Origin of the sequence: Agromyces excoecariae (assembly GCF_051715505.1) — a bacterium.
Lineage (GTDB): Bacteria > Actinomycetota > Actinomycetes > Actinomycetales > Microbacteriaceae > Agromyces.
This window is the reverse complement of record NZ_JBPSLA010000011.1, coordinates 64299-89417: the sequence shown is the minus strand read 5'-3', so window position 1 is coordinate 89417 and position 25119 is coordinate 64299. Positions and strand designations below refer to the sequence as shown.

Sequence of the window (25119 nt, the reverse complement as noted above, 5' to 3'; positions counted from 1 at the left end):
CCGGGCCGGACGGCCGGGACGGACGCGAACGAGCGGATGCCTCCGGGAGGAGGCATCCGCTCGTGTCGTCGTTCGGCGGGCGAGCGGCCTAGTACAGGGCGCGCTTGACGAGGTCGGCTTGCTCGGCGGCGTGACGCTTCGCGGACCCGGTGGCCGGCGACGCGGCCGCGGTGCGCGCCACGAGGCGCACCTCGCGGGGGCCGAGCTTGTTCGTCTCGATGATGAAGAACGGCCACGCGCCCTGGTTCTCGGGCTCGTCCTGCGCCCACACCAGCTCGGCGTTCGGGTAGCCGTCGGCCACGGCCTTCAGCTCTGCCGCGGGCAACGGGTAGTACTGCTCGAGGCGCACGAGCGCGACCTCGGGGTTCGGGTTCTTCTCGAGCTCCGCGAGCAGGTCGTAGTAGAGCTTGCCGGCCATGAACACGACTCGCTTGACCGCGCCCTTGTCGGTGATCCGAGCGTCGTCGAGCACCGGCTCGAAGCGTCCCTGGGTGAAGTCCTCGACCTCGCTCGTGGCGCCGCGGAGGCGCAGCATCGCCTTCGGCGTGAACACGACGAGCGGCCGGCGCGGGCGCTGGTACGCCTGCCGGCGGAGCAGGTGGAAGTACGACGCCGGCGTCGAGGGCCGGGCGACGGTCATGTTGTCCTCGGCGCACATCTGGAGGTACCGCTCGATCCGCGCGCTCGAGTGGTCGGGCCCCTGTCCCTCGTAGCCGTGGGGGAGCAGCAGCACGACGCTCGAGCGCTGGCCCCACTTCTGCTCGGCCGAGGAGATGAACTCGTCGATGATCGTCTGGGCGCCGTTGGCGAAGTCGCCGAACTGGGCCTCCCACATCACGAGCGCGTCGGCCCGCTCGACGGAGTAGCCGTACTCGAAGCCCATCGCCGCGTACTCGCTGAGCAGCGAGTCGTAGATCCAGAACCGGGCCTGCTGGTCGCCGAGGTACTGCAGCGGCAGCCACTCCTGGCCGTTCACGCGGTCGTGGAGCACCGCGTGCCGCTGTACGAACGTGCCGCGGCGTGCATCCTGGCCGACGAGGCGGACGGGGGTGCCCTCGAGCAGCAGCGAACCCAGCGCGAGGAGTTCGCCGAAGCCCCAGTCGACCTTGCCGTTGCGGCTCATGTCCTGGCGCTTGGCGAGCAGCTGCTGGATCTTCGGGTGGACCGTGAAGCCCTCGGGCTTGTTGATGAAGGCGTCGCCGATCGCGTGCACGACCTCGGTCGAAACGCCGGTCGTCTCGAGCTCGCCCGAGACCCGCTCGGCGTCCTGCGCCTGGCCGCCCACGATCGGGATCGATCCGGTCTGCGCGGCGTGCGTCTCGGCGAAGGCCCGCTCGAGGCGGTCCTGGAAGTCGCGGTGGGCTTCCTCGTACTCCTCTTCCGTGATGTCGCCGCGGCCGACGAGCGCCTCGGTGTAGAGCTTGCGGACCGAGCGCTTGGCCTCGATGAGGTTGTACATGAGCGGCTGGGTCATCGAGGGGTCGTCGCCCTCGTTGTGGCCTCGGCGCCGGTAGCACACGAGGTCGATGACGACGTCGCGCTTGAATTCCTGGCGGTAGCGGAACGCGAGCTCCGCGACGCGGACGACGGCCTCGGGGTCGTCGCCGTTGACATGGAAGATCGGCGCCTGGATGGCCTTCGCGACATCCGTCGAGTAGATCGACGAGCGCGCGTCGCCGGGGACCGTGGTGAAGCCGACCTGGTTGTTCACCACGAGGTGGATGGTGCCGCCGGTCCGGTAGGCGCGCAGCTGCGACATCTGCATGGTCTCGACCACGACGCCCTGTCCGGCCATCGCGGCATCGCCGTGGACCAGGATCGGCAGTACCGAGTACGTGCCGACGGGCTTGCGGTCCTGCTTGGCACGCACGATGCCCTCGAGCACGCCGTCGACGGCCTCGAGGTGCGACGGGTTCGCGGCGAGGGAGACCGGCACCTGCTGGCCGTCGTCGGCCGTGAAGGTGCCCTCGGTGCCGAGGTGGTACTTCACGTCGCCCGAGCCCGAGAAGGCCTTCGAGTCCTGGGTGCCCTCGAACTCGCGGAACACCTGCCCGTACGTCTTGCCGGCGATGTTCGTGAGCACGTTCAGCCGGCCGCGGTGCGCCATGCCGATGGCGACCTCGTCGAGGCCCTCCTTGGCGGCCCCCTGCAGCACCTCGTCGAGGAGCGCGATCATCGACTCGCCGCCCTCGAGGCTGAAGCGCTTCTGGCCGACGTACTTGGTCTGGAGGAAGGTCTCGAACGCCTCGGCCTCGTTGAGCTTGCCGAGGATGCGCATCTGCTCGTCGTGCGTGGGCTTCTCGTACTTGCGCTCGACCTGCTGCTGGATCCACTTGCGCTGCACCGGGTCCTGGATGTGCATGTACTCGATGCCGATCGTGCGGCAGTACGAGTCGCGGAGCACGCCGAGGATGTCGCGGAGGAGCGCGGTGCGCTTGTCGCCGAACCCGCCCGTGACGAACTCGCGGTCGAGGTCCCAGAAGGTCAGGCCGTGACTCTCGATGTCGAGGTCGGGGTGCGAGCGCTGGACGTACTCGAGCGGGTCGATGTCGGCCATCATGTGACCGCGGACGCGGAAGGAGTTGATGAGCTCCTGCACCCGCGCGGTCTTGTCGATCGCGCTGGCGATGTCGACCGAGATGTCGGCGTTCCACTTGATCGGCTCGTACGGCAGGCGGAGGGCCGCGAAGATGTCCTGGTAGAAGTTGCGCTCGCCGATGAGCAGCTCGTGCACCTTCTTCAGGAACTCGCCGGAGCCGGCGCCCTGGATGACCCGGTGGTCGTAGGTCGAGGTGAGCGTGATCGTCTTGCCGATCGCGAGGTTCGCGAGGGTCTTCTCGCTCGCGCCCTGGAACTCGGCCGGGTACTCGAGGGCGCCCGCGCCGATGATGCAGCCCTGGCCCTTCATCAGGCGCGGCACCGAGTGCACCGTGCCGATGCCGCCGGGGTTCGTGAGCGAGATCGTCGCGCCCTTGAAGTCGTCTGCGGTGAGCTTGTTCTTGCGCGCACGCGACACCAGGTCCTCGTAGGCGGCGAGGTACTCGTTGAACGTCATCGTCTCGGCGCGCTTGATGGCGGGCACGAGGAGCGCACGGGTGCCGTCGGGCTTGGGGATGTCGATCGCGATGCCGAGGCCGATGTGCGCCGGCTTCACGAGCGCCGGCTTGCCGTCGGCCTCGGAGTAGTACACGTTCTGGCTCGGGAACTCCTTCAACGCCCGGATGAGCGCCCAGCCGATGAGGTGGGTGAAGGAGACCTTGCCGCCGCGCGTGCGGCGGAGGTGGTTGTTGATCACGATGCGGTTGTCGATCATGAGCTTCGCCGGCACGCTGCGCACGCTCGTCGCGGTCGGCACGGCGAGCGAGGCGTCCATGTTCGCCGCGAGCGTCTTCGGCAGGCCCTTGAGCGGGACGACCTCGTCCTCGCGCTCGCCGGCGTCGGCCCGCTGCTGCGGGCTCGTCACGGGCACGTCGGCCGGCACCGGGGCGGTGCGCGGAGCGACCGAGGTGGTGCGGGCGGCGGGCGCCTGGCCGATGACGGCGTTCGGCGCGGTCGCCGGGGCCTGGGCGGATGCCGCGGGCTGGTCCGCCGCGGGCGCGGAAGCGGGCGTCGCGGGCTGGTCCGCCGCGGGCGCGGAAGCGGGCGTCGCGGACTGCTCGGCGACCGGCGCCGCAGCGTCGGGCGCCTGCTCGCTCGCCGCACTGTGGAGCGCGTTCTCGTCGGGCATCGCCGGGGGGGCCGCGGGCGCCGCGACGGTCTCGCCGGTGCGCACCTGGCGGTAGTGCTCGAGCACCTCGCGCCAGGTCTCGTCCACCGAACTGGGGTCGGCGAGGAACCGCTCGTACATCTCGTCCACGAGCCATTCGTTGGCTCCGAACATCGCCGACGTGGTCTCGTCGGATCCCGACCCGGTCAATTGGCTCGACACAGCCTTTCGCCCACTCTCTCCGTTGATGGAATGCTCACCTGCGGCGTGGCGCGCGCAGCACGACGCGGAACGCCCAGACAAGCCTAAACCCCATCCGTCGACGCCCGGCACCGGGCAACGGATGAGCGCGCGGATCGCAGCATCCTCCCAGCACGGGCCCGGCCGCCGGCGCCCACCCCGCGTGGAGGAGCGGGGCATAGCCTGAGGGCATGGAGTTCTATCGCACGACGCCGCGGCACGACCTCACCTACTCCGATGTCTTCCTGGTGCCGAGCCGGTCGGCCGTGACGAGCCGGCTCGACGTCTCGCTCGCTCCCGACGACGGCTCCGGGGCGAGCATCCCCATCGTCTCGGCGAACATGAACTCGGTGACCGGGCCGCGTCTCGCGGCGACGCTCGCGCGCCGCGGCGGGATCGGCGTGCTCCCGCAGGACCTGCCGCTGCAGGAACTCGACGAGGCGATCCGGTGGGTGAAGTCCCGACCCGCCCGGTTCGACGTGCCGCACGCGTTCTCGGCCGACCGGACGGTCGCCGACGCGCTCGAGGTGCTGCCTCCCGTCGAGGGCCACGGCATCGTGCTCCACGACGACGACGGCGCGTACTCGGGCACGATCCCGGCCACGCGCCTCGCGACGGCACTGCCCGACGCCCGCCTCGGCGACCTCGTCCACGGCGCCATCCCGTCGCTCGACGCCGACGACGTCGACACGCCCCGGCGGGCCTTCGACCTCATGGTCGACGCGGGCATCGACTTCGCGCCGATCCTCGAGCACGGGCGGGTGGTCGGCACGCTGAGCCGACGCAGCGCGCTCCGGGGCACGGTCTCCGAGCCCAACACGGATGCCTCCGGCCGCCTGCGCGTCGCGGCGGCGATCGGCATCAACGGGGACGTCGAGGCCAAGGCGCGGGCGCTCGCGGCCGCCGGCGTCGACATGCTCGTGGTCGACACGGCGCACGGGCACCAGGAGGGCATGATCCGCGCCGTGCGGGCGGTGAAGGCCGCCGGCCTCGGCATCCCGATCGTCGCGGGCAACATCGTCACGGCCGACGCGGTCGCCGACCTCGTCGAGGCGGGCGCCGACGTCCTGAAGGTCGGCGTCGGGCCGGGCGCGATGTGCACGACGCGCATGATGACGGCCGTGGGGCGCCCGCAGTTCTCCGCGGTGCTCGAGACCTCCGAGGCCGCACGCGAGCACGGCGCGGCCGTCTGGGCCGACGGGGGCGTGCGGTACCCGCGCGACGTGGCGCTCGCGCTCGCCGCCGGCGCGGCATCCGTCATGATCGGCTCCTGGTTCGCCGGCACGATCGAGGCGCCGGGAACGCTGCGGCGCGACGCCGAGGGACGCGTCTACAAGGAGAGCTGGGGCATGGCCTCGACGAAGGCGGTGAAGGAGCGGTTCGGCCGGCTCTCCGCATACGAGCTCGCCCGCAAGGAGCTGTTCGCCGAGGGAATCTCGTCGTCGGCGATCTACCTCGACCCGCTGCGGCCCTCGCTCGAGGACCTGCTCGACATGATCACCTCGGGCGTGCGCAGCTCGTTCACGTACGCCGGCGCGCGTTCCGTGCCCGAGTTCCGCGAGCGCGCGCTCGTCGGCATCCAGTCGGCCGCGGGCTACGAGGAGGGCAAGGCGCTGCCGGTCAGCTGGTAGGGCGTGTGACGGCGGCGTTACGGCTCGGGGAGCTCGCGGCATCCGCCGATATACTGGGTCGACCATGGACGACCCTCCCTCTGCGACCTCGCCCTGCCATAGACCCTCGCCCGTGACCGCGCGCGGAGGTGCGGATGTCTGAGTGGGTACTCCTCGGCATCGGAATCCTCCTCACGATCGGCACGGGCCTGTTCGTCGCGAGCGAGTTCGCGCTCGTGAACCTCGATCGCGCCGACCTCGAGTCCCGGCGCGCCAAGGGCGAGACCCGGCTCGGGCTCACCATCGAGGGCCTCAAGATCACCTCGACGCACCTCTCCAGCGCGCAGCTCGGCATCACGCTGACGACGCTGCTCACGGGCTACACGATGGAGCCCGCGATCTCGTCCCTGCTCGCGGGTCCGCTCGCGGCGATCGGCGTGCCCGGCGCGCTCGTGCGCCCCGTCGGCGCGATCACCGCGGTCGTCGTCGCGACCCTGCTGTCGATGATCATCGGCGAGCTCGTCCCGAAGAACTTCGCGCTGGCGCTGCCGCGACAGACGGCGAAGGTCGTCATGCCGTTCCAGACGGCGTTCACCTGGGTGTTCCGCCCGGCCATCGCCGTCCTGAACGGCAGTGCGAACCGCCTGCTGCACCTCGTCGGCATCGAGCCGAAGGAGGAGCTCTCGGGGGCGCGCTCCGCCGAGGAGCTCTCGAGCCTCGTGCGGCGTTCGGCGAGTGCGGGACTCCTCGAGCAGGACACCGCGACGCTGCTCGGGCGCACGCTCCGCTTCTCGGAGCACGACGCCTCCGACGTCATGACCCCGCGCCCGCGGGTCGCGGCGATCAAGCGCACCGAACCCGCCGAGGCGGTGCTCGAGCTCGCTCGCCAGACGGGCTTCAGCCGCTTCCCCGTCTACGACGAGGACCTCGACGACGTCGTGGGCATCGTGCACGTCAAGCAGGCCGTCGCCGTCCCTCGCGAGAAGCGCGAGCTCGTCCCCGCATCGGCGCTGCAGTCCGACGCACTCCGCGTTCCCGAGACCATCAAGCTCGACGCGCTCCTCGGCGAGCTCCGCGGCCGCGGCTACCAGATGGCCGTCGTCGTCGACGAGTACGGCGGCACGGCCGGCGTCGCGACGCTCGAGGACCTCGTCGAGGAACTCGTCGGCGAGGTCTCCGACGAGCACGACCGCACGCGCGCCGGCGTCGTTCGACGCGGCGAGTTCGTGAGCTTCCCCGGCATCCTGCGGCCCGACGAGCTGCTCGACCGCACCGGCATCCGCGTGCCCGAGGACGGCGCCTACGAGACGGTCGCCGGATACGTGATGGCGACGCTCGGCCGGCTCCCCGTCATCGGCGACGAGGTCGACGTCGAGGGCGGCACGTTCCGGGTGCAGCGACTCGACGGTCGTCGCATCGACCGGATCCAGTTCTCACCGGCGACAGTGCCGACCCAGGCGGATGAGGACGCGGCGCCCGCCGTTGCCGCCGCCGAGCCGAGGGAGGTCGGACGATGAGCGACTGGGCCGGACTCGCCTGGCTGTTCGTGCTGCTCGTCGGCAACGCCTTCTTCGTCGGTGCCGAGTTCGCGGTGATCTCCGCGCGGCGCTCGCAGATCGAGCCGCTCGCCGAGCAGGGCAGCCGCAGCGCGAAGACCGCCCTCTGGGCGATGGAGCACGCGACGCTCATGCTGGCGATGAGCCAGCTCGGCATCACGATCTGCTCGCTGCTGATCCTGACGGTGTCGGAGCCAGCGATCCACCACCTGCTCGAGGTCCCGCTCGAGCTCACCGGGTGGTCGCCCGAGGTGGTCTCGACGATCGCGTTCGTGATCGCGCTGCTGGTGGTCTCCTACCTCCACGTGGTGCTCGGCGAGATGGTGCCGAAGAACCTCTCCTTCTCACTGCCCGATCGTGCGGTCCTGCTCCTCGCGCCGCCGCTCGTGTTCACCGCGCGGGTCTTCCGGCCGGTGATCGTCGCGCTGAACGCCACGGCGAACGGCGTGCTCCGGCTCTTCGGCGTGCAGCCCAAGAACGAGGCCACCTCGACCTTCACGCTCGAGGAGGTGCAGACCATCGTCGTGCAGTCGCGTCGCGAGGGCGTGCTCGAGGATGCGAGCGGGACCCTCACCGCCGCGTTCGAGTTCACGACCAAGAAGGTGCGCGACGTCGCCGTGCCGATGGCCGAACTGGTCTGCCTGCCTGCGGCGGCCACGCCGAGCGACGTCGAGCGCGCGGTGGCGCGCCGCGGGTTCTCGCGGTACGTGCTCGCGGGTGGTGACGGCGAGCCCGTCGGCTACGTCCACCTGAAGGACGTGATCGACCTCGACGACGACGAGTTCGACGAGCCGATCCCCGCGAAGCGCGTCCGCAGGGTCGTCTCGATCTTCGACGGGACCGACCTCGAGGACGCGCTCGCCTCGATGCGCCGGCTCGGCACGCACCTGGCCCGGGCGTTCGACGACCAGGGGCGGACGACGGGCGTGGTGTTCCTCGAGGACATCATCGAGGAGCTCGTCGGCGAGGTGCAGGATGCCACCCGGAGGGGGTGACGCGGCGGCGTCGGACGGAGCGTAGACTCCGGGCACCACTCGAAAGATGAGGTGATCTCAATGTTCGAGAACTCCGTGACGATGGCGGTGCTCGCGGCTTCCGATATCGAACGGGCGCAGCGCTTCTGGCACGACGTGTTCGGCCTCGATCCGGTGCAGACCGACACGGGCGGCGGACTGCTCTACGCCATCGGCTCCGGCGCGGTCCTCGTCTACCCGTCGGACTATGCGGGCACCAACAAGGCGACCGCCTTCTCCATCATGACCGACGACCTCGACCGTGACATGGCCGCCCTGCGTGAGAAGGGCGTCGTCTTCCACGAGTACGACCTCCCCGAGATCAAGACGGTCGACGGTGTCATGGTGATGGGCGACGAGGCGGGGGGTGAGCGCGGAGCGTGGTTCGACGACAGCGAGGGCAACATCATCGCGCTCGCCGAGCCGGTCGGCATGTCGTTCGACGAGGTCCGGGCCATGTTCTCCCGGGCCTCCGCCTGAGCGATCGCGTCAGAACTCGCCGTCGTTGGCCTCGGGCCGCGCCCTGAGGTACTGCGGCGGCCAGATCGACGTGTCGGCGCCGAGCGCGTTGGCGGCACGCAGCGCCAGGTGCGGGTCGCGCATCATCGCCTTGCCGAACATCACGGCGTCGGCCGCGCCCGACGCCACGAGCTGCTCGGCCTGCTCCGGCGTCGTGATCCGGCCCACCGCCGATACCGACACCCCGGCGCGGCCTCGGACGAACTCCGCGTGCGCCGCCTGGTAGGCCGGCCCGACGGGGATGCGGACGTCGCGCACGAGGCCGCCGGTCGAGATGTCGAAGAAGTCGGCGCCGGCTTCCGCCGCCCAGCCGGCCACGGTCGAGGTCTGCTCCTCATCCCACCCGCCGGGTGCCCAGTCCGTCGCCGAGAACCGCACGAACAGCGGCATCCGCTCGCCGATCTCGTCGCGGACGGCGCGCACCAGCTCCAGGAGCAGGCGTGCGCGGCCCTCGAGGTCGCCGCCCCAGCGGTCCTCGCGCAGGTTCGAGAGCGGTGAGAGGAACTGGTGCACGAGGTAGCCGTGCGCGGCGTGGACCTCGACCACGTCGAAGCCCGCAGCGACGGCCCGGCGCGCGGCGGCGCGGAAGTCGTCGATCACGGCGAGGATGCCCGCCTCGTCGAGCGCCTCGGGCGCGCGGAGCCCGTCGAAGGCGAGCGCCGACGGCGCCACCGTCGTCCAGCCGCCCTCGTCGATCGGCTGCGAACCGCGGCGGTCGACGGTTTCCGGCCAGACCGAGGCCTTCCGGCCGGCGTGCGCGAGCTGGATGCCGGAGGCGGCGCCCTGCGACCGGATGAACCGCGTGATGCGAGCCCACGCCGCGGCCTGCTCGTCGTTCCACAGACCGGTGTCGTAGTCCGAGATCCGCCCCTCGGGGTTCACCGCGGTCGCCTCGGCGATGACGAGTCCGGCGCCGCCGGCGGCCATCGACCCGAGGTGCACCAGGTGCCAGTCGTGCGGCACGCCATCGCGCTCGGTCACCGAATACTGGCAGAGCGGCGGCACCCAGATGCGGTTGCGGATCTCGAGGTCGCGGATCGTGATCGGACGGAAGAGGGCGGGGGATCCGGGCACCGCTGCGTCGCGCTCGGCGTGGCTCACTCGGCGAGCTCCCGCAGCCACGACTCCAGGGCGGAGGCATCCGTGAACACGTGCCCGGCGCCGCCGACCGCGATCGCGCCGTCGACGTTCACGGGCTTGTTGTCGACGAACAGCAACTGGTCGGGGGTGATGCCGAGCTCGCGCATGACGTGCGCGAAGATCTCGGCCTCGGGCTTGACCATCCGGAGTTCGCCGCTGACGAACACCGCCTCGAACAGTGGCGCGAACGAGCCGTGCCGCAGCCAGCCGCCGAAGTCGGCGCCGGCGTTCGAGAGCAGGGCGAGGCGGGTGCCGCCGTCGCGGAGCGCGTGCAGGACGGCGAGCGTGGCCGGGTCCACGCTCAGCCATCCGCGATGGTCGATCGCCCAGAGCTCGTGTCGGTCGACCTCGGACCACTCGATGCCGAGGTCGTCGGCGACGCGGGCCCAGTAGTCGGAGATCGCGAGGGTGCCGCGGTCGAGCTCGTCTCGGTGCGCCCAGTAGGCGCGCCAGAACGCCTCCGCGCCCTCGTGCGCGATTCCGGCCCGCTCGACGAGCGCGGCGCGGTCGGCGTCGGAGGGGGAGCGGGAGATGACCTCGCCGTAGTCGAACACGACCACTCGGGGCGACAGGGCGATCGGCGCGGGAATGGTCGAGGGCATGCCACTCAACCTATCGTTGGGGGCATGGCAACCGGGACGTGGCGCGAATGGACCCTCGACGACGCATCCGACTGGCTGAGCGAGCCCGACGCGGACGACGACAAGTACCGGCGCGGCGTCCTCGGCGTGATCACCGGTTCGCCCGACTATCCCGGCGCCGCGGTGCTCGGCGTCGAGGCCGCGCACCGCACGGGCGTCGGCATGGTGCGCTTCACCGGCCCGCGGCCGGTCCGGCAGGCAGTGCTGGCCGCTCGCCCGGAGACCGTCGCCGTTCCCGGGCGCGTGCAGGCCTGGCTGCTCGGCTCGGGCATGGACTCGTCGAACCGCACGTTCCGCCTCGCCGGCGACCTGCAGCACGCCCTGGCGTCCGGCCTGCCGTCCGTGCTCGATGCGGGCGGACTCGATCTCGTGGGTTCGCACACCGGGCCGACCGTGATCACGCCGCACCACCGCGAACTCGCACGCCTGCTGCACGATCGCGACATCCCGTGCACCGTCGAGGAGATCGACGACGACCCCGCGGCCTGGGCCGAGCGCACCGCCCGGCAGCTCAGGGTCGCCGTCCTGCTGAAGGGCGCGGTCACGCACGTGTGCGACCCCGACGGAAGCCGGTTCACGGTGACGGAGTCGACGCACTGGCTCGCGAGCGCGGGAACGGGCGACGTGCTCGGCGGCATCATCGGTGCACTCGCGGCCACCCACCACGAGCGCCTGTCGCACGACGCCGCCGCGATCACGCACCTGGCCGCGACGGCCGCGGTCATCCATTCGGAAGCCGCGCGGCGCGCGAGCGACGCGTGGGACGGCGGGCCGGTGACGGCACTCGACGTGGCCCACGCGGTTCCCGGCGTCGTCGGCCGACTGCTCCAGCGCTGAGCCGGGTCCGCGAGGCGCGCGGCTAGGCTCGGATGCCATGGCGGAGTCCGGCACCGAGGTCGCGGGGCACCGGCCCGCAGCCCCGCGTCGCCGACGTCCGCGTCTCGGTGCGCGGGCCGCGCTCTGGATCGCGTTCGCCGCGGTGCACCTCGGGATCGCCCTGCTGAACCTGTACGCGCCGGGCTGGCCGCTCGGCGACGTCACCGCCGTGTACCGGGTCTGGGCCGAGACCGCGCAGCTCGGATTCATCCGCATGGGCATCGACACCCCCTGGGTGTACCCGATCCTCGCCTTCGCCCCCATGACGGCGGCGCTCGCGTTCGGATCCGCCTCGTACGGCGTGACCTGGCTCGGCATGGTGACGCTCCTCGACGCGATCGCCTTCTCGGTGCTCCTGGGCCGCGGAACGGTCTCCCGCCGTCGTCGGGCCGCGGCCTGGTGGTGGCTCGCCTTCCTCGCGCTGCTCGGCCCGATCGCGCTCGGGCGCATCGACGCCGTCACGGTGCCGTTCGCCCTCGTCGGCCTCCTCTGGGCGGCGGGGCGGCCGCGCGTGGCCGCCGTGCTCGTCACGATCGCGACGTGGATCAAGGTGTGGCCGGCCGCGCTCGTCGCGGCGATGCTCGTCGCGCTGCGGCGCCGGTTCGAGGTCTTCACGGTCGCCGCCGCGCTGTCGATCGCGATCGTCGGCGTGAGCCTGCTCGCCGGCTCGGGCGCGAACGCCTTCGGCTTCGTCGCCGAGCAGGCCGGGCGCGGCCTGCAGATCGAGGCCCCGCTCGCCGTGATCTGGCTCTGGTGGATCGTGGCGGGGACCGATGCGGCCACCATCGTCTACGATCGCGACATCCTGACCTTCCAGATCGAAGGTCCGGGGGCGGATGTCGCGGCCGCGCTGACCACGCCGCTCATGCTGATCGGACTCGCCGCCGTGCTCGGGGTCGGCGTGCTCGCCGCGCGGCGCGGCGCGCACGTCGCCGCACTGCTGCCGCCGCTCGCGCTCGCCTTCACCGTGGTGCTCATGATCGCCAACAAGGTGGGCTCTCCCCAGTTCGTCACGTGGCTGGCGGCCCCGGTCGTGCTGGGCCTCGTGCTCGGCGGCGCGCGCTTCACCACGCCCGCGGCGCTCGCGGCGGCGATCGCGGTGCTCACGCAGGTGATCTACCCGTACTGGTACGGCTGGCTGCTCATCGCCAATCCCGGGTTCGTGCTGCTGCTGACGGTGAAGGTCGTGCTCCTGTGCGTCCTGCTCGGGTGGTCGATGCGCGCGGTGTGGCAGGCTGGACGCGATCGGCGCCACCGAACGGCGTCGTGACCTCCGGCGCTTCGGCGCCGTCGACCCCGGGGAGGGACTCGCATGCTGGTGGCGTTCTCGGTCGCACCGAGTGGAACCGGACGCAACGACGGGTCGGTGCACGACGCCGTCGCCGCCGCGGTCCGGATCGTGCGCGAGTCGGGGCTTCCGAACCGCACGACGTCGATGTTCACCGAGATCGAGGGGGAGTGGGACGAGGTGATGCGGGTCGTGAAGGACGCGTGCGACGCGGTCGCGGGATACGGGTCGCGGGTCTCGCTGGTGCTGAAGGCCGACATCCGTCCCGGTTTCACGGGTGAGCTCGACGCGAAGGTCGATCGGCTCGAGGCCGCGATCGAGAACGACGGCTGAGCCGGCGGCCACCGCACCGGCGGAGCCGCGCTCTGCGCAGGCGGCGTCGCCCCCTGCATCGTCGCCCGCCGCATCAGTCGATTGTCGAATCGATTCGATTCATGCGATGATCGAACGGTGACCCCCGAGAACCACGGGCCGACGACGCCGTCGCCGGCCCGCATCCGCTTCGCGCTCGTCGCCCTCGCGATGGGCGGCTTCGGCATCGGCGCGACCGAGTTCGTCGCGATGGGCCTCCTGCCCGACATGGCCGCCGACCTGCTGCCCGGGCTGTCCGCCGAGTCGACGGATGCCGCGAACGCGGCCGCCGGCTGGATCATCTCCGCGTACGCGCTCGGCGTCGTCGTCGGCGCCCCGACGATCGCGGCCGCTGCCGCCCGCTGGCCGCGCAAGCGGCTCCTCCTCGCGCTCCTCGCCGCGTTCAGCCTCGGCACGGTGGCGTCGGCCCTGCTGCCCACGTTCGAACTCGTCGTCGCCGCCCGCTTCCTCGCGGCCCTTCCGCACGGCGCCTACTTCGGCATCGCGTCACTCGTCGCCGCGAGCCTCATGGGTCCCGGCAAGCGAGCCCGCGGCGTCGCGCTCGTGCTCTCCGGGCTCACCATCGCGAACGTCGTCGGTGTTCCCCTCATCACCTGGCTCGGCCAGCAGGCCGGGTGGCGCATCGCCTACCTGGCCGTCGCCGCCATCTTCGTCGCCACGTTCCTCGCCGTCGCCGTGGCGGTGCCGTGGCAGCCCGGCGACGCCGCCGCGACGATGAAGCGGGAGCTCCGCATCTTCACGCGCGTCCAGGCCTGGTTCGCGCTCGCGATCGGAGCCATCGGCTTCGGCGGGCTGTTCTCCGTCTACAGCTACGTCGCGCCCCTCGCGACCGAGGTGACCGGCCTGCCGACCGGCGCCGTGCCGTTCGTGCTCGTCGTCTTCGGCCTCGGCATGACGATCGGCAACCTCGTCGGCGGGCGGCTCGCCGACTGGAGCGTGCGACGCTCGATGCACCTGTTCTTCGCCGTCCTTGCCGGCGCGCTCGTCCTGCTCGCCCTCACGGCGGCGCATCCGCTCGGCCTCGGGGTCGGCGTGTTCCTCGTCGGCGCGTCCGCCGCGGCGCTGTCGCCGACGATCCAGGCCCGCCTCATGGACGTCGCGCGCGACAGCCAGTCGATCGCCGCCGCCCTGAACCACTCGGCGCTGAACGTCGGCAACAGCCTGGGAGCGATCCTCGGCGGCATGGTCATCGCCGCAGGGCTCGGCTACGTCGCCCCCGTCTGGGTCGGCCTCCTGCTCACCATCGCGGGCGGCGTGCTCGCGATCGGCACCTTCGCGCTCGACCGGGCGCGACGGCGCCGCGGCATCCCGCTGCCGTCGGTGACCGGCGCCTTCGGCGCGATCGGCGACTGACCCCGGGAGCCTACTCGGACTGGAGCAGGATGCCGTCGGCGATCGCGCGCTTCCGGAGCGCGACCTTCGTGCCGACGTCGTAGCCGGCGAGGCGGTACTTCTCTCTGATGCGCTTGAGGTAGCTCTTCGCGGTCTCCTCGGAGATGCCGAGCTGGAAGGCGACCGCCTTGACCGGCTGGCCCGCGCCGTAGAGCGCCATCACCCGCCGCTCCTGGGCGCTGAGACGCGGCGCCGCCCCATCGGTCTGCAGCGCGTCCTCGAGTTCCCGCGAGAGGTACTGCTCGCCGTTCCGGGCTGCGCGGATCGCCCCGACGATCGTCTCGACGGGCTCGGACTTCACGAGGTAGCCGAGGGCGCCGGCGCCGAGCGCCTCGCGGACGACCGCAGGCTCGGAGTACGTGCTCATCAGCATCGTGCGCACGCCCGCCGACTTCAGCGTCGAGAGCTTGATCGAGATCGGGATGTTGTCGCGCAGGTCGAGGTCGAGCAGCACCACGTCGACCGGGAACTCCGGATTCGCGAGCAGCTCGGACCACGACGGAACGGCGGCGACGAGGTCGACGTCGTCGGTCGCGCCCCGCAGCCATTCGGTCAGGGCGCCGAGCAGCATGCGGTGGTCGTCGACCACCGCGAGTCGGATGGGCGGCAGCACGGGTTCGGGCACGTCAGGCTCCCCTCGGGTTGACGGCGCTGGGCGGCGCCGGATTCCGGACCGTGGGGTCGATCCGGCACTCGAGCTCGATCCGGAACCCTTCCGGACCCTGAACGATCTCGTGTACTCCGACATTATCGAGTGCGTCCCATGCCGCCGCATCGACGCGACGCGCCGTGAGCCCGGAGACATCCAGTCCGATGGCGACGGCGGCCAGCTCGCCGGAGCCCTGTCCCTCGGGCGGATCGTCGACGTCGGGCGAGCCGATCTCGCTCTCGCGGCACCTGACGCGGACCTCCAGCGGCGGTTCGTTCGCCTTCCGTCGTCGTTGTCCGGCGACGAGCCAGAGTGCCAGGAGCAGCCCCTCGCGCTGCGTGGGCGACAGGAGGCCCGCGAGGCCCTGCGCATCGTCCACGCTGACGCGTCGACTCAGGTAGGCGGATTCCGTGACGGCGTGCCGCAGCCACGTGTCGGTGCGCCCCTCGATGAGGCGGATGCGGAGTCGGGCGGCGAGCGTGCCCGCCCGATCGGCGGCATCCGCCGGGAGGGGGATCGAGATGCGACCGGATCCGACGTCCTCCAGCAACGACTCGGCGTCGTAGTCGAGCTCCGCGAGCTCCTCCGACGCGCGCATCCCGACGGCGGAGCGCGGCGTCGCGACGGTCGACTGCACCAGTGAAAGGTCGAGTTCCCGGCCGACGAGCCGACGGAACCCGCGGACGCCGATCGCGACGAGCACCGTCGGGACGACCGCGGTCGCCGCGACCGCCAGTCCGGCGACGGTCCATGATCGGGCCGCCTCGACCTGGACGAGCGCGGCGACTGCGAGCACCCCGGCGATGACGGCCGACGCCGCCACCGGGGTCCGCGTCTCGCGGAGCGCCGCGACCGGCAGGAGCAATGCCGCGGCGGCCGGCGCGGCGGTTGGCGTGATGCCGAGGTGCAGGAGGCCGGCGGTCGCCGAGAGGTCCAACGCGACGGGCACGGCGAGCGCGGCGAGGAGGAGCACGTGGGTCCAGTCGGCCACGCGGGTGAGGCCCCGGGTCGCGACGACGGTCGCGACGGCGACGATGGCGAACGCGATCCACGCGGGGCCGGAGCCGGTTCCGGGCGGGAAGACGCCGATGAGCCCGACCGCATGGGCGAAGTGGGCGAGCACGACGACCCCGGCGGCCGCGGTGATGCCGATCGCGAGACGGCGCCCGCCGTGGGCGCTGCGGATGTCCTCGGCGGCGCGGGCCGAGCGGCTCGGGCGGTCGAACTGGATCTCGTGGGTCGTGTCGGGCGATGCCTCGTCCTCGTGGGTCCGGCGGAAGGGATTCACGGCTTCGGCACCTCCAGCATGACCGTCGTCCCCGACCCGGGCGAGCTGAAGACCCTCGCGCGACCCCCGACGGCATGGAGCCGGCCGACGACGGATTCGGCGAAGCCGAGGCGAGCCGGGTCGACCGCGGCGGGCTCGAATCCCGCGCCCTGGTCGGTCACCATCGCGCGTACCGTGTGCTCGTCGTCGGTCACGGTGACGTCCGCGACGTTCACGCCGGCGTGCCGGCGCACGTTCTCGAGGCATTCGCCCAACGCGCCGAGGAGGGCGTCGAGGGCGTCCTTCGGGAGCACGAGATGGTTGGCGCCGTGCCAGTTCACATCGAGCCCGAGTCGCGAGAAGCGCTGGCGGACGGACTCGAACGTGGCGCCGAGGCCGTCGTCGGATGACTCGGGGGAGAAGATTGCGCTCGAGCCGTTGTCGAGCGGCGCTCCGAGCCGCAGCTGCTTGAGCAGCCGCGCGTCGTCGCCGGCCTGCTGCCGCAGCGGACCGATCTCGACGCCGACTCCGGAATGGGCGAGGAGGCTGAGCGTGGCGAGGACGGTGTCGTGGAGCACACGGGCGTCCTGACGCTGCTGGGCCTCGGACTCGCTCGCGAGGCGCTCCGCCTCGTGCGCGCGACCCACTTCGTCGATCCGCTCGGCGGCGCGGTCGATCGCCCGGGCGAGCCATATCCCGACGATTCCGCACGCGATCCAGCCGGCGACCGTCGCGATGACGACGAGCCTGACGTCGGCGCCCGACGCCGCGGACGCGCCCAGCGCGACGAGGACCGACGCGGCGCTCGCCACGATCACCGCCGGCCCGGCCGGACGCACGACGAGCGGGATCGCGAGGGCTGCGGTCGAGAGCGCTCCGACGGCCGCCATCGCCGTCGCACCCGCCGGATCGAGCGTGGGATCGAGGCCGATGACGAGCAGGAGCACCGTCGCGGCGGCCATCGCTCCGATGGTCGCCGCCAGCGCCCCACGTGCGGTCGCGAGGCCGATGAGGATCGCCATCCCGACGACGAGCGCCGCCGCGAGCGCGAACCTCGACGGCCCGATCGCACCGGGAACCACGATGCACCCCAGCGCGACCGCGGCACCGGTGAGCCCGCCGACACGCGCGAGCCGACGCAGCAACCGGTCGCGCTCCTTGTCGATCCGCCGCATGCCACCCCCTCGCCTGGCCGGGCCGTCGCTCGTTCCGCGCGGCAGCGCTCTTCTCGAAGATAGCTCAGAACGCCCCCCGTATGCGGGACAGACGGCACGAAGCGGGCTTCGGAGTCCGGATCGGTCAGGCGGCGAGGAGTCGACGGAGCTCTGCGGCGACCGCGTCGTCCTCGATGAGGAACGCGTCGTGGCCGTAGTCGGATCGGAGGACCACCGGTTCGTCGCCGTGGATCGTGTTGCGGATGCCCGCGGCGATCTCGTGCTGCCCCTCGACCGAGAAGTAGCGGTCGCTGTCGATGCCGAGGACCAGCGCGGTCGCCTCGATGCGGTCGAGGGCCGCAGCGACGCCTCCGCGACCGCGTCCGATGTCGTGCGAGTTCATGGCCTCGGTGAGCGCGAGGTAGCTGTTCGCGTCGAACCGACGGGTGAACTTGTTGCCGTGGAAGTCGAGGTACGACTCGACCGCGAAGCGACCGCCGCCGCCGAGCGGATCGAGATCGGACTGCCAGCCGCGTTCGAAGCGATGGTTGAGCTCGACCGGGGTGCGGTAGTTCAGCATCGCCATGCGGCGGGCGAGCGCGAGACCGCGCGTTGGGCCCTCGCCGTCGGGGGCGTCGTAGTACGCCCCGCCCCGGAACGCCGGGTCGCTGCGGACGGCCTCGAGCTGCACCGAGTTCAGCGCGATCTGGTCGGCGGTCGTCGCGGCGGGCGCGGCGAGCACGGCGATGCGGTCGACCGACCCCGGGGCCATGAGCGCCCACTCGAGGACATGCATCGCGCCCATCGAGCCGCCGACGACGGCCGCGAACCGCTCGATGCCGAGGCTGCGGGCGAACGCCGCCTGCGCGGCGACCTGGTCGCGGATCGTGACGAACGGGAATCGCGCACCCCACTCCACGCCGTCGGGCGCGAGCGAGGCGGGACCCGTGGAGCCCTGGCATCCGCCCAGCACGTTCGGCGCGACCACGAACCACCGGTCGGTGTCGATCGCCCGGCCGGGACCGACGACGCCGGGCCACCATCCCGCGCTCGCATGGGCGGGGCCGGCGGGACCGATCACGTGACTGTCGCCCGTGAGCGCGTGCAGGACCAGGACCGCGTTGTCGCGCCCCGGAGTGAGGGAGCCCCACGTCTCGTACGCGATGCGGACGTCGGGAAGCGTCTGGCCCGACTCGAGCTCGAGCGCCCCGATCCTGGCGAACCGGCGGTCGCCGACCGGGTCGCCCTCGCGCCAGGCCCCCGTCGCGGGCGCACGCCCGGCGAGCTGGTGGGCGGCGCGAGCCTCGGGCACGACGCTCGCGGGCACCGTCTCCGAGGTCGTCTGCCAGTCCATGCTCCGATTCTCCCCGACCCGGTCGGCCGTCGCGGCACTGTTACGCCGTCCCCGACGACGACGGATGCCGCGCCCTCGCGGGACGCGGCATCCGTGTCGTGAGCTCGGGGCGCTAGACCCGGGCGGCCTCGCTCGCCCGGCGCGCGGCTGCCAGCCCCGCCTCGAGGTCGGCCTTCAGGTCGTCGACGTTCTCGATGCCCACCGAGAGGCGCACGAGGCCCGGCGTCACGCCGGTCGTCAACTGCTGCTCCGGCGTCAGCTGCGAGTGGGTCGTCGACGCCGGGTGGATGACGAGCGAGCGCACGTCGCCGATGTTCGCGAGGTGGCTGAACAGCGACAGGTTGTCGACGAGCGCGCGGCCGGCGTCGACGCCGCCCTTGAGCTCGAACGAGAGCACTGCGCCCACGCCCTTCGGGGCGTAGCGGTTCGCGGCGGCGTACCACGGGCTCGAGGGCAGGCCCGAGTAGTTCACGTGCGCGACGTCGGGGTGGCGGTCGAGCCACTCGGCGATCTCCTGCGCGTTCTGCGTGTGCCGCTCGACGCGGAGCGAGAGCGTCTCGATGCCCTGGATGAGCTGCCAGGCGCTCGCCGGAGCGATCGATGCGCCGAGATCGCGGAGCAGCTGCACGCGCGCCTTGATGATGAACGCGAGCGCGTCGCCCACCGCCGCCGTGTAGCTGGCGCCGTGGTACGACGGGTCGGGCTCGGTCAGGCCGGGGAACTTCTCGACGTTCTTCGACCACTCGAAGCGGCCGCCGTCGACGATGACGCCGCCGATGACCGTGCCGTGGCCGCCGAGGAACTTCGTCGCCGAGTGGATGACGATGTCGGCGCCGTGCTCGAACGGGCGGATGAGGTAGGGCGTCGCGATCGTGTTGTCGACGATCAGCGGGATGCCGGCCTCGTGCGCGATCTCCGAGACGAGCCCGATGTCGAGGATGTTGATCTTCGGGTTGCCGATCGTCTCGGCGAAGAAGAGCTTGGTGTTCGGGCGGACCGCGCGGCGCCACTCGTCGGCGTCGTCCTGGTTCTCTACGAAGGTCGTCTCGATGCCGAGCTTGGCGAGCGTGTACTTGAACAGGTTGTACGTTCCGCCGTAGATCGAGCTCGACGAGACGATGTGGTCGCCGGCCTGTGCGATGTTCAGCACCGCGAAGGTCTCGGCCGCCTGGCCCGAGGCCACGAGCAGGGCGCCGCTGCCGCCCTCGAGCGCGGCGAGGCGCTCCTCGACGACCGCCTGCGTGGGGTTCATGATGCGCGTGTAGATGTTGCCGAACTCGGCCAGCGCGAAGAGGTTCTGCGCGTGCTCGGCGGAGTCGAAGACGTAGGACGTGGTCTGGTAGATCGGCGTCGCGCGGGCCTTGGTCACCGGGTCGGGCGCAGCGCCCGAGTGGACCTGCTTGGTCTCGAATCGCCAGTCGGCGGCGTGGTCGGCCATGTGGGACTCCTTCACGAGATGGAGGTGCGGTCTCCGCCGCATCCGTCGCCCACGGTACGTCCGGCCCGTCGGGGGCTCAACGGTCGCCGCAACACGGCGTCATTCGCGTGCGCCCGACCCCGGCTCCGGGCGGGGCGGCGTGGGCGGTCCGGCGTCGGGCAGCGGCGGGAGCGCGTCGGGCGGGAGCACGATCGTCCCCGTGGCGGTCGACGGCTCGGGGCGGAACAGCCATCGCGCGCGAGGCTCGACGAGCGGGCGGAAGATGCGCCGCACGGGCTTCAGCGAGAGCACGACCGAGACGCCGATGCAGAACACGATCATCGCCGGCAGCACCCACCACGGCTGCTCGCCCTCGAGGATCGGCGTCTCCCTGAGTGGGAACAGCACGAACGAGTGCAGGAGGTAGATGTACATCGTGGCGCTGCCGAACGCCGTGAACGCCGTCGTCCGGCGCGGCATCAGCACGAGGAACGCCACCGCCAGGAGCATCGCGAGCAGGAGCAGGAAGAGTCGGATGGCGCCCGACCACGGCTCGTCGTAGCCGATGGCCTCGTACGACTCGTCGTACAGCATGAAGCGTCGGAGCCGCAGGTCGCGCCAGGTCTCGATCGCCATCGGCAGCACGACGAGCAGGACCGAGAAGAGCGCGATCGCGCCCGCGCGCCAGCGCCAGGTCGCGGCGGTCGACAGGTCGAGCCAGCGGTCGGTGATGCGCCACTGCCGGAGCTTCCACCCGAAGACGAAGAACGGGAACATGCCGAACGTGCGCGTGAGCGCGAGCGTGGAGTCGATCTCGACGGCGTAGCCGGCGCCGATCGAGATCGCGATCGCAATGAGGAGGGGGAATCGGAGCAGCACGAGGTATGGCAGGGCGATGCGCCAGATCGCGAGGGCGATGAGGAACCACAGCGTCCACGACGCCGTGGTGTAGTCGAGCACGAAATCGCCGCCGAGCGCGAACCGGATCACGGTCCAGATCGTCTCGAAGATGAAGTACGGGAAGACGATGTCGGTGAGGACCTGCCGCATCGCTCGTGCGTTCGGCGGTCCGGACTTGGCGAAGTAGCCGGAGACGGTCACGAAGACCGCGACGTGGAACGAGTAGATGAAGAGGTAGACGCTGTACGCCGCGTCGTCCTCGGCGATGAGGGGCAGGATGCCGTGGCCGATGACGACGAGCGTGATCGCGATCCATCTGGCGTTGTCCCACAGGGGCACGCGGCGCTTGCGATGCGGCGGCCGGTGGGCGCGGGGCGAGGCGGTCGGCTCCATCCGCCCATTCTCCCGCAGAGTCCGCATCCCGCTCGGAGCGACCGCCGACGGCAGGGCAGAATGTCGGCATGGACCAGTTGCGGGCAGTCGTCACGGGAGCGAGTTCGGGGATCGGGGCGGCGACCGTCCGCGGACTGGTCGCAGCCGGTTGGGCGGTCGTCGCGGTCGCGCGCCGGGCCGATCGGCTGGCCGACCTCGCCGCGGAGACCGGCGCGGAGCCGTACGTCGCCGACGTGACGAGCGACGCGGACGTCGCCGGGCTCGCCGACCACCTCGCCGCGACGGGCGGCGTGCACGCGCTGGTGAACAACGCCGGGGGCGCGAAGGGGCTGGCGTCCGTCGAGGATTCGGACCTCGGGGACTGGTCGTGGATGTTCGAGGTCAACGTGCTCGGACTCAAGCGCGTAACGAGCGCACTGCTGCCGCTGCTCCGGCGCGGGGCGACCGGGCGCGGTGTCGCCGACATCGTCAACGTCACCTCGATCGCCGGGCACACCGCGTACGTCGGCGGGGGCGGGTACAACGCCGCGAAGTTCGCCGCGCACGCGATCACGGAGGTGCTCCGGCTCGAGTTGAACGGCGAGCCGATCCGCGTCGTCGAGGTGGCGCCGGGGATGGTGCGGACCGACGAGTTCGCCCTCGTCCGCTTCGGCGGCGACCGTGCGCGCGCCGACGCCGTGTACGACGACGTGCCCGAGCCGCTCGTGGCCGAGGACATCGCGGCGGTCATCGTCGACGCGATCACCAAGCCGCGGCACGTCGACCTCGACCTGATCGTCGTCAAGCCCGTCGCCCAGGCGGCCCCCTACCGGCTGGCGAAGGGCGCACTCGCGGTCAGGGCGGAGTCGGGCGAATGACGCTTGGCCGCATCGAGCGACGCGACCGCTGGGTCGAGCGGACCGCCGGGGGACTCGGCGTGCTCGGATTCCTGTTCGTCCTGGCCTACACCGTCTCGGTGCTCGCACCCGCCTTCGCCCAGGACTGGAGGCAGGCGTTCACGACGATCTTCGTCATCACCTGGCTCGCGTTCCTGGCGGACTTCGTCACCCGGCTCGTGCTCACGCCGCGCGGCGCGCGCTGGAGGTACGTCTGGCAGCACCCGATCGAGTTCCTGTCGGTGATCGTCCCGGTGTTCCGCGCGCTGCGCGCGGTGACCCTCATCCGCCACCTGCCGGCGCTGCAGCGGCGCACCGCCGACGCCGTCCGCGCGAACTTCGTGATCACGGCGGTGGTCTACGCGGCCATGTACGTCTTCTTCCTCGCGCTCGCGACGCTGCAGGCCGAGCGGAACGCGCCCGGGGCCACCATCACGAACTTCGGCGACGCGCTCTGGTGGGCGATCGTCACCCTGACGACCGTCGGCTACGGCGACACGTATCCGGTGACGATGGTCGGACGCATCTGGGCCGTGTTCCTCATGATCGGCGGCATCGCGATCGTCGGCGTGGCGTCGGCGACCCTGATCTCCGTGCTCAACGAACGGCTGAGCGTCCTTCGGAGCGCGCAGGCCGGGGAGGGGCCCGTCCTCGCCGAGCACGAGGGCCTGCTGCAGCAGGTCGCGGACGACGAGGTCGCCGACGACGCGGCGGAGGATGCCGCGGCCGGCGACCCCGACCCGGAGGACGCGGCCGTCGACGGACCGGGTCCGCGCGGGACGGCGGACGGCCGGTAGCCTGACGGGATGACCTTCGATGCGAATGACGCCGGCGACGGCACCGGGGGCGTCCGGCGCGAGATCCTCACCTGGGACGAATTCGCCGATGCGTCGCGCGCCCTCGCCGGCGACGTGCTCGGCTCCGGGTTCCGGCCGGACGTCGTGATCGCGATCGCCCGCGGCGGGCTCCTGCTCGCCGGCGCGATCGCCTACGCGCTCGGGACGAAGTCGTGCGGCTCGATCAACGTGGAGTTCTACACGGGCGTCGACGAGCGGCTGCCGGAGCCCGTGCTGCATCCGCCGATGCTCGACGCGCCCGCGCTCGAGGGCCGGCGGGTCCTGCTGGTCGACGACGTGTCCGACTCCGGCCGCACGCTGCGGAAGGTCGTCGACCTGCTCTCCGACGCGGGAGCCGAGGTCCGCACGGCGACGCTGTACACGAAGTCGCACACCGTGCTCGCACCCGACTACGACTACCGCCGCACGGATGACTGGATCGTCTTCCCCTGGTCGGCGCTGCCGCCCGTCGAGGCCGTCGAGGCGGGCCGATGAGCGTGCACCTCGTCGGCGGCGGCGCGACCCTGGGCTCGGATGCCCCGCTGTACGCGCCGTTCGTCGCCGAGACGTTCCGGCGCGCGGCCGCAGCCGGCCGTGAACGACCGCGCATCGCCGTGATCTCACTGCACCCCGATGCGGAGGAGAAGGCCGCGGCGCTCGCGGAACTCCTGGTCCTCGCCGCGAGCGGCACCGAGATCGAGGCGCGGGTGACCGCGGCGCGCGGTGAGCCGATCGGGCTCACGGCGGTCGCCGAGGTCGACGGCGTCGCCGTGGGCGGTGGCGTCGTCGAGGAGGTCCGAGCCGGACTCGAGCCCGTGTTCGGCGAGCTGCGCCGACTGGTCGCCGACGGCGTGCCCTACCTGGGCGTCTCGGCCGGCGCGATGATCGCAGCAGAGGGCTCGTTGGGCAGCGGCTCGCGCATCGGCGGCGTGACCGTCGCGCCCGAGGACCCGGACGAGCCGGGCGTCGAGCTGGAGATCGAGGCCGGCCTCGGCCTCGTCGACGTGGCGATCGAGGTGCACGTCGCCCAGCGCGGCATGCTCTCCCGCCTGGTCGCCGCCGTCGAATCCGGCCTCGTCGCGGGCGGGCTCGGCATCGACGAGCGCACGGCGCTGATCGTGGGCGACGGCGGCCTGCGCGTGGAGGGCGAGGGCAGCGTCTGGCGCGTCCTCCCGGGCGACCAGGGAGTCCTCGTCTCCACGATCGGCGCCTGATGGGGCGATCGCTCCCCGAGCTCGCCGAGGCGGGTCTCATCGACGCGACGTGGGCCGAGGCACTCGCGCCGGTCGCGGGCGACATCGCGCACCTCGGCGACCTCCTGCGCGCAGAGGTCGCCGCCGGGCGCGGGTACCTCCCGGCGGGCGACGCGGTGCTCCGCGCCTTCCGCCAGCCGGTGCCGGACGTGCGCGTGCTGATCGTCGGCCAGGACCCGTACCCGACCCCGGGGCACCCGATCGGGCTGTCGTTCGCGGTCGAGCGGCACGTCCGGCCGCTCCCGCGCAGCCTCGGGAACATCTACCGGGAGCTCGCCGACGACCTCGGCATCCCGCCCGCCGCGCACGGCGACCTCGGTGCGTGGAGCACGCACGGCGTCATGTTGCTGAACCGCGTCCTCACCGTCCGGCCCGGCGAGCCGGCGTCCCATCGCGGCATGGGCTGGGAACGGGTCACCGACCACGCGATCCGGACGCTCGTCGCACGCGGGGGCCCGCTGGTGGCGATCCTCTGGGGTCGTGACGCGCAGTCGCTCGCGCCGCGGCTGGGCGAGGTCCCGCGAATCGAGTCGGCGCACCCGAGTCCGCTGTCGGCGAGCCGCGGGTTCTTCGGCTCGCGGCCGTTCAGCCGTGCGAACGAGCTGCTCGTCGCGCAGGGCGGCGAGCCGGTCGACTGGGCGATCCCGGCCTGACGCGCCGCCGCGTCA

The 25119-nt window shown here is 72.0% G+C and carries 22 protein-coding genes; 13 read left to right on the top strand and 9 right to left on the bottom strand.

Annotation, left to right across the window (positions count from 1 at the left end; translation table 11 throughout):
- Positions 1-88 precede the first annotated feature (88 nt).
- On the bottom strand, positions 89-3880 hold the full coding sequence (locus tag ACSJD1_RS10680; protein WP_438855288.1) for a multifunctional oxoglutarate decarboxylase/oxoglutarate dehydrogenase thiamine pyrophosphate-binding subunit/dihydrolipoyllysine-residue succinyltransferase subunit: 3792 nt from the start codon (positions 3878-3880) through the stop codon (positions 89-91).
- A 257-nt stretch (positions 3881-4137) separates the two neighbouring features.
- On the opposite strand from ACSJD1_RS10680, the gene guaB1 reads away from it, so the two are divergent.
- From guaB1 to ACSJD1_RS10660, 4 genes are all read left to right on the top strand, one after another.
- On the top strand, positions 4138-5577 hold the full coding sequence (guaB1, locus tag ACSJD1_RS10675; RefSeq protein WP_438855287.1) for a GMP reductase: 1440 nt from the start codon (positions 4138-4140) through the stop codon (positions 5575-5577).
- Positions 5578-5711: 134 nt separating this feature from the next.
- On the top strand, positions 5712-7073 hold the full coding sequence (locus ACSJD1_RS10670; protein WP_438855286.1) for a hemolysin family protein: 1362 nt from the start codon (positions 5712-5714) through the stop codon (positions 7071-7073).
- Positions 7070-8107, top strand: coding sequence for a hemolysin family protein (locus ACSJD1_RS10665; RefSeq protein WP_438855285.1), 1038 nt, complete (start codon positions 7070-7072; stop codon positions 8105-8107). Before ACSJD1_RS10670 ends, ACSJD1_RS10665 begins: the two co-directional genes overlap by 4 nt.
- A gap of 60 nt (positions 8108-8167) precedes the next feature.
- On the top strand, positions 8168-8605 hold the full coding sequence (locus ACSJD1_RS10660; RefSeq protein WP_438855284.1) for a VOC family protein: 438 nt from the start codon (positions 8168-8170) through the stop codon (positions 8603-8605).
- Between the two features lie 9 nt (positions 8606-8614).
- On the opposite strand, the gene ACSJD1_RS10655 is transcribed toward ACSJD1_RS10660, so the two are convergent.
- Together ACSJD1_RS10655 and ACSJD1_RS10650 are read right to left on the bottom strand one after the other, a co-directional pair.
- Entirely contained in the window at positions 8615-9718 is a 1104-nt protein-coding gene (locus tag ACSJD1_RS10655; RefSeq protein WP_438855489.1) for an NADH:flavin oxidoreductase/NADH oxidase, read from the bottom strand.
- Positions 9719-9741: 23 nt separating this feature from the next.
- Positions 9742-10386, bottom strand: a complete 645-nt coding sequence (locus ACSJD1_RS10650; RefSeq protein ID WP_438855283.1) for an HAD family hydrolase — start codon at positions 10384-10386, stop codon at positions 9742-9744.
- Between the two features lie 24 nt (positions 10387-10410).
- Here ACSJD1_RS10650 and ACSJD1_RS10645 point away from each other — a divergent pair, with 24 nt between their 5' ends.
- From ACSJD1_RS10645 to ACSJD1_RS10630, 4 genes are all read left to right on the top strand, one after another.
- A complete protein-coding gene (locus ACSJD1_RS10645; protein ID WP_438855282.1) occupies positions 10411-11262 on the top strand; it encodes an ADP-dependent NAD(P)H-hydrate dehydratase in 852 nt (283 codons plus the stop codon).
- A gap of 37 nt (positions 11263-11299) precedes the next feature.
- A complete protein-coding gene (locus ACSJD1_RS10640) occupies positions 11300-12571 on the top strand; it encodes a glycosyltransferase 87 family protein (RefSeq protein WP_438855281.1) in 1272 nt (423 codons plus the stop codon).
- 42 nt (positions 12572-12613) lie between these two features.
- Entirely contained in the window at positions 12614-12922 is a 309-nt protein-coding gene (locus ACSJD1_RS10635; RefSeq protein ID WP_438855280.1) for a thiamine-binding protein, read from the top strand.
- 117 nt (positions 12923-13039) lie between these two features.
- Positions 13040-14314: an MFS transporter gene (locus ACSJD1_RS10630; protein ID WP_438855279.1), complete on the top strand. Its 1275-nt coding sequence runs from the start codon at positions 13040-13042 to the stop codon at positions 14312-14314.
- 10 nt (positions 14315-14324) lie between these two features.
- Here the strand turns inward: ACSJD1_RS10630 and ACSJD1_RS10625 are convergent, their stop codons facing one another.
- The 6 genes from ACSJD1_RS10625 to ACSJD1_RS10600 all read right to left on the bottom strand — a co-directional run bounded on the left by ACSJD1_RS10625 (position 14325) and on the right by ACSJD1_RS10600 (position 21487).
- Positions 14325-14978 carry a response regulator gene (locus ACSJD1_RS10625; protein ID WP_438855278.1) on the bottom strand — a complete coding sequence of 218 codons (654 nt, stop codon included), beginning with the start codon at positions 14976-14978 and terminating at the stop codon, positions 14325-14327.
- Position 14979: 1 nt separating this feature from the next.
- On the bottom strand, positions 14980-16290 hold the full coding sequence (locus tag ACSJD1_RS10620; RefSeq protein WP_438855277.1) for a hypothetical protein: 1311 nt from the start codon (positions 16288-16290) through the stop codon (positions 14980-14982).
- A complete protein-coding gene (locus tag ACSJD1_RS10615) occupies positions 16287-17444 on the bottom strand; it encodes a sensor histidine kinase (RefSeq protein ID WP_438855276.1) in 1158 nt (385 codons plus the stop codon). Before ACSJD1_RS10615 ends, ACSJD1_RS10620 begins: the two co-directional genes overlap by 4 nt.
- Before the next feature lie 124 nt (positions 17445-17568).
- Positions 17569-18777 carry a homoserine O-acetyltransferase MetX gene (gene metX, locus ACSJD1_RS10610; protein ID WP_438855275.1) on the bottom strand — a complete coding sequence of 403 codons (1209 nt, stop codon included), beginning with the start codon at positions 18775-18777 and terminating at the stop codon, positions 17569-17571.
- 112 nt (positions 18778-18889) lie between these two features.
- A complete protein-coding gene (locus ACSJD1_RS10605) occupies positions 18890-20215 on the bottom strand; it encodes a bifunctional o-acetylhomoserine/o-acetylserine sulfhydrylase (RefSeq protein ID WP_438855274.1) in 1326 nt (441 codons plus the stop codon).
- 99 nt (positions 20216-20314) lie between these two features.
- Positions 20315-21487, bottom strand: a complete 1173-nt coding sequence (locus ACSJD1_RS10600; RefSeq protein WP_438855273.1) for an acyltransferase family protein — start codon at positions 21485-21487, stop codon at positions 20315-20317.
- Positions 21488-21555: 68 nt separating this feature from the next.
- Between ACSJD1_RS10600 and ACSJD1_RS10595 the strand changes: the two genes are divergently transcribed.
- Genes ACSJD1_RS10595 through ACSJD1_RS10575 form a run of 5 tightly spaced genes read left to right on the top strand, consistent with a single transcriptional unit; the run spans position 21556 to position 25104 of the window.
- Entirely contained in the window at positions 21556-22344 is a 789-nt protein-coding gene (locus ACSJD1_RS10595; RefSeq protein WP_438855272.1) for an SDR family NAD(P)-dependent oxidoreductase, read from the top strand.
- Positions 22341-23159 carry a potassium channel family protein gene (locus tag ACSJD1_RS10590; RefSeq protein ID WP_438855271.1) on the top strand — a complete coding sequence of 273 codons (819 nt, stop codon included), beginning with the start codon at positions 22341-22343 and terminating at the stop codon, positions 23157-23159. Before ACSJD1_RS10595 ends, ACSJD1_RS10590 begins: the two co-directional genes overlap by 4 nt.
- A gap of 9 nt (positions 23160-23168) precedes the next feature.
- Positions 23169-23693: a phosphoribosyltransferase gene (locus ACSJD1_RS10585; protein WP_438855270.1), complete on the top strand. Its 525-nt coding sequence runs from the start codon at positions 23169-23171 to the stop codon at positions 23691-23693.
- On the top strand, positions 23690-24412 hold the full coding sequence (locus ACSJD1_RS10580) for a Type 1 glutamine amidotransferase-like domain-containing protein (RefSeq protein ID WP_438855269.1): 723 nt from the start codon (positions 23690-23692) through the stop codon (positions 24410-24412). Before ACSJD1_RS10585 ends, ACSJD1_RS10580 begins: the two co-directional genes overlap by 4 nt.
- The gene (locus ACSJD1_RS10575; RefSeq protein ID WP_438855268.1) at positions 24412-25104 is read left to right on the top strand and encodes a uracil-DNA glycosylase; all 693 of its coding nucleotides are present in this window, start codon (positions 24412-24414) and stop codon (positions 25102-25104) included. Before ACSJD1_RS10580 ends, ACSJD1_RS10575 begins: the two co-directional genes overlap by 1 nt.
- Positions 25105-25119 lie beyond the last annotated feature (15 nt).

Bases quoted from the DNA above. Each gene is read 5' to 3' on its own strand.
- ACSJD1_RS10645 (WP_438855282.1), top strand. From the start codon at position 10,411: ATGGCAACCGGGACGTGGCGCGAATGGACCCTCGACGACGCATCCGAC.
- ACSJD1_RS10650 (WP_438855283.1), bottom strand. From the start codon at position 10,386: ATGCCCTCGACCATTCCCGCGCCGATCGCCCTGTCGCCCCGAGTGGTC.
- ACSJD1_RS10680 (WP_438855288.1), bottom strand. From the start codon at position 3,880: ATGTTCGGAGCCAACGAATGGCTCGTGGACGAGATGTACGAGCGGTTC.
- metX (WP_438855275.1), bottom strand. From the start codon at position 18,777: ATGGACTGGCAGACGACCTCGGAGACGGTGCCCGCGAGCGTCGTGCCC.
- ACSJD1_RS10580 (WP_438855269.1), top strand. From the start codon at position 23,690: ATGAGCGTGCACCTCGTCGGCGGCGGCGCGACCCTGGGCTCGGATGCC.
- ACSJD1_RS10635 (WP_438855280.1), top strand. From the start codon at position 12,614: ATGCTGGTGGCGTTCTCGGTCGCACCGAGTGGAACCGGACGCAACGAC.
- ACSJD1_RS10590 (WP_438855271.1), top strand. From the start codon at position 22,341: ATGACGCTTGGCCGCATCGAGCGACGCGACCGCTGGGTCGAGCGGACC.
- ACSJD1_RS10670 (WP_438855286.1), top strand. From the start codon at position 5,712: ATGTCTGAGTGGGTACTCCTCGGCATCGGAATCCTCCTCACGATCGGC.
- ACSJD1_RS10640 (WP_438855281.1), top strand. From the start codon at position 11,300: ATGGCGGAGTCCGGCACCGAGGTCGCGGGGCACCGGCCCGCAGCCCCG.
- ACSJD1_RS10660 (WP_438855284.1), top strand. From the start codon at position 8,168: ATGTTCGAGAACTCCGTGACGATGGCGGTGCTCGCGGCTTCCGATATC.
- ACSJD1_RS10600 (WP_438855273.1), bottom strand. From the start codon at position 21,487: ATGGAGCCGACCGCCTCGCCCCGCGCCCACCGGCCGCCGCATCGCAAG.
- ACSJD1_RS10615 (WP_438855276.1), bottom strand. From the start codon at position 17,444: ATGCGGCGGATCGACAAGGAGCGCGACCGGTTGCTGCGTCGGCTCGCG.
- guaB1 (WP_438855287.1), top strand. From the start codon at position 4,138: ATGGAGTTCTATCGCACGACGCCGCGGCACGACCTCACCTACTCCGAT.
- ACSJD1_RS10665 (WP_438855285.1), top strand. From the start codon at position 7,070: ATGAGCGACTGGGCCGGACTCGCCTGGCTGTTCGTGCTGCTCGTCGGC.
- ACSJD1_RS10575 (WP_438855268.1), top strand. From the start codon at position 24,412: ATGGGGCGATCGCTCCCCGAGCTCGCCGAGGCGGGTCTCATCGACGCG.
- ACSJD1_RS10605 (WP_438855274.1), bottom strand. From the start codon at position 20,215: ATGGCCGACCACGCCGCCGACTGGCGATTCGAGACCAAGCAGGTCCAC.
- ACSJD1_RS10595 (WP_438855272.1), top strand. From the start codon at position 21,556: ATGGACCAGTTGCGGGCAGTCGTCACGGGAGCGAGTTCGGGGATCGGG.
- ACSJD1_RS10585 (WP_438855270.1), top strand. From the start codon at position 23,169: ATGACCTTCGATGCGAATGACGCCGGCGACGGCACCGGGGGCGTCCGG.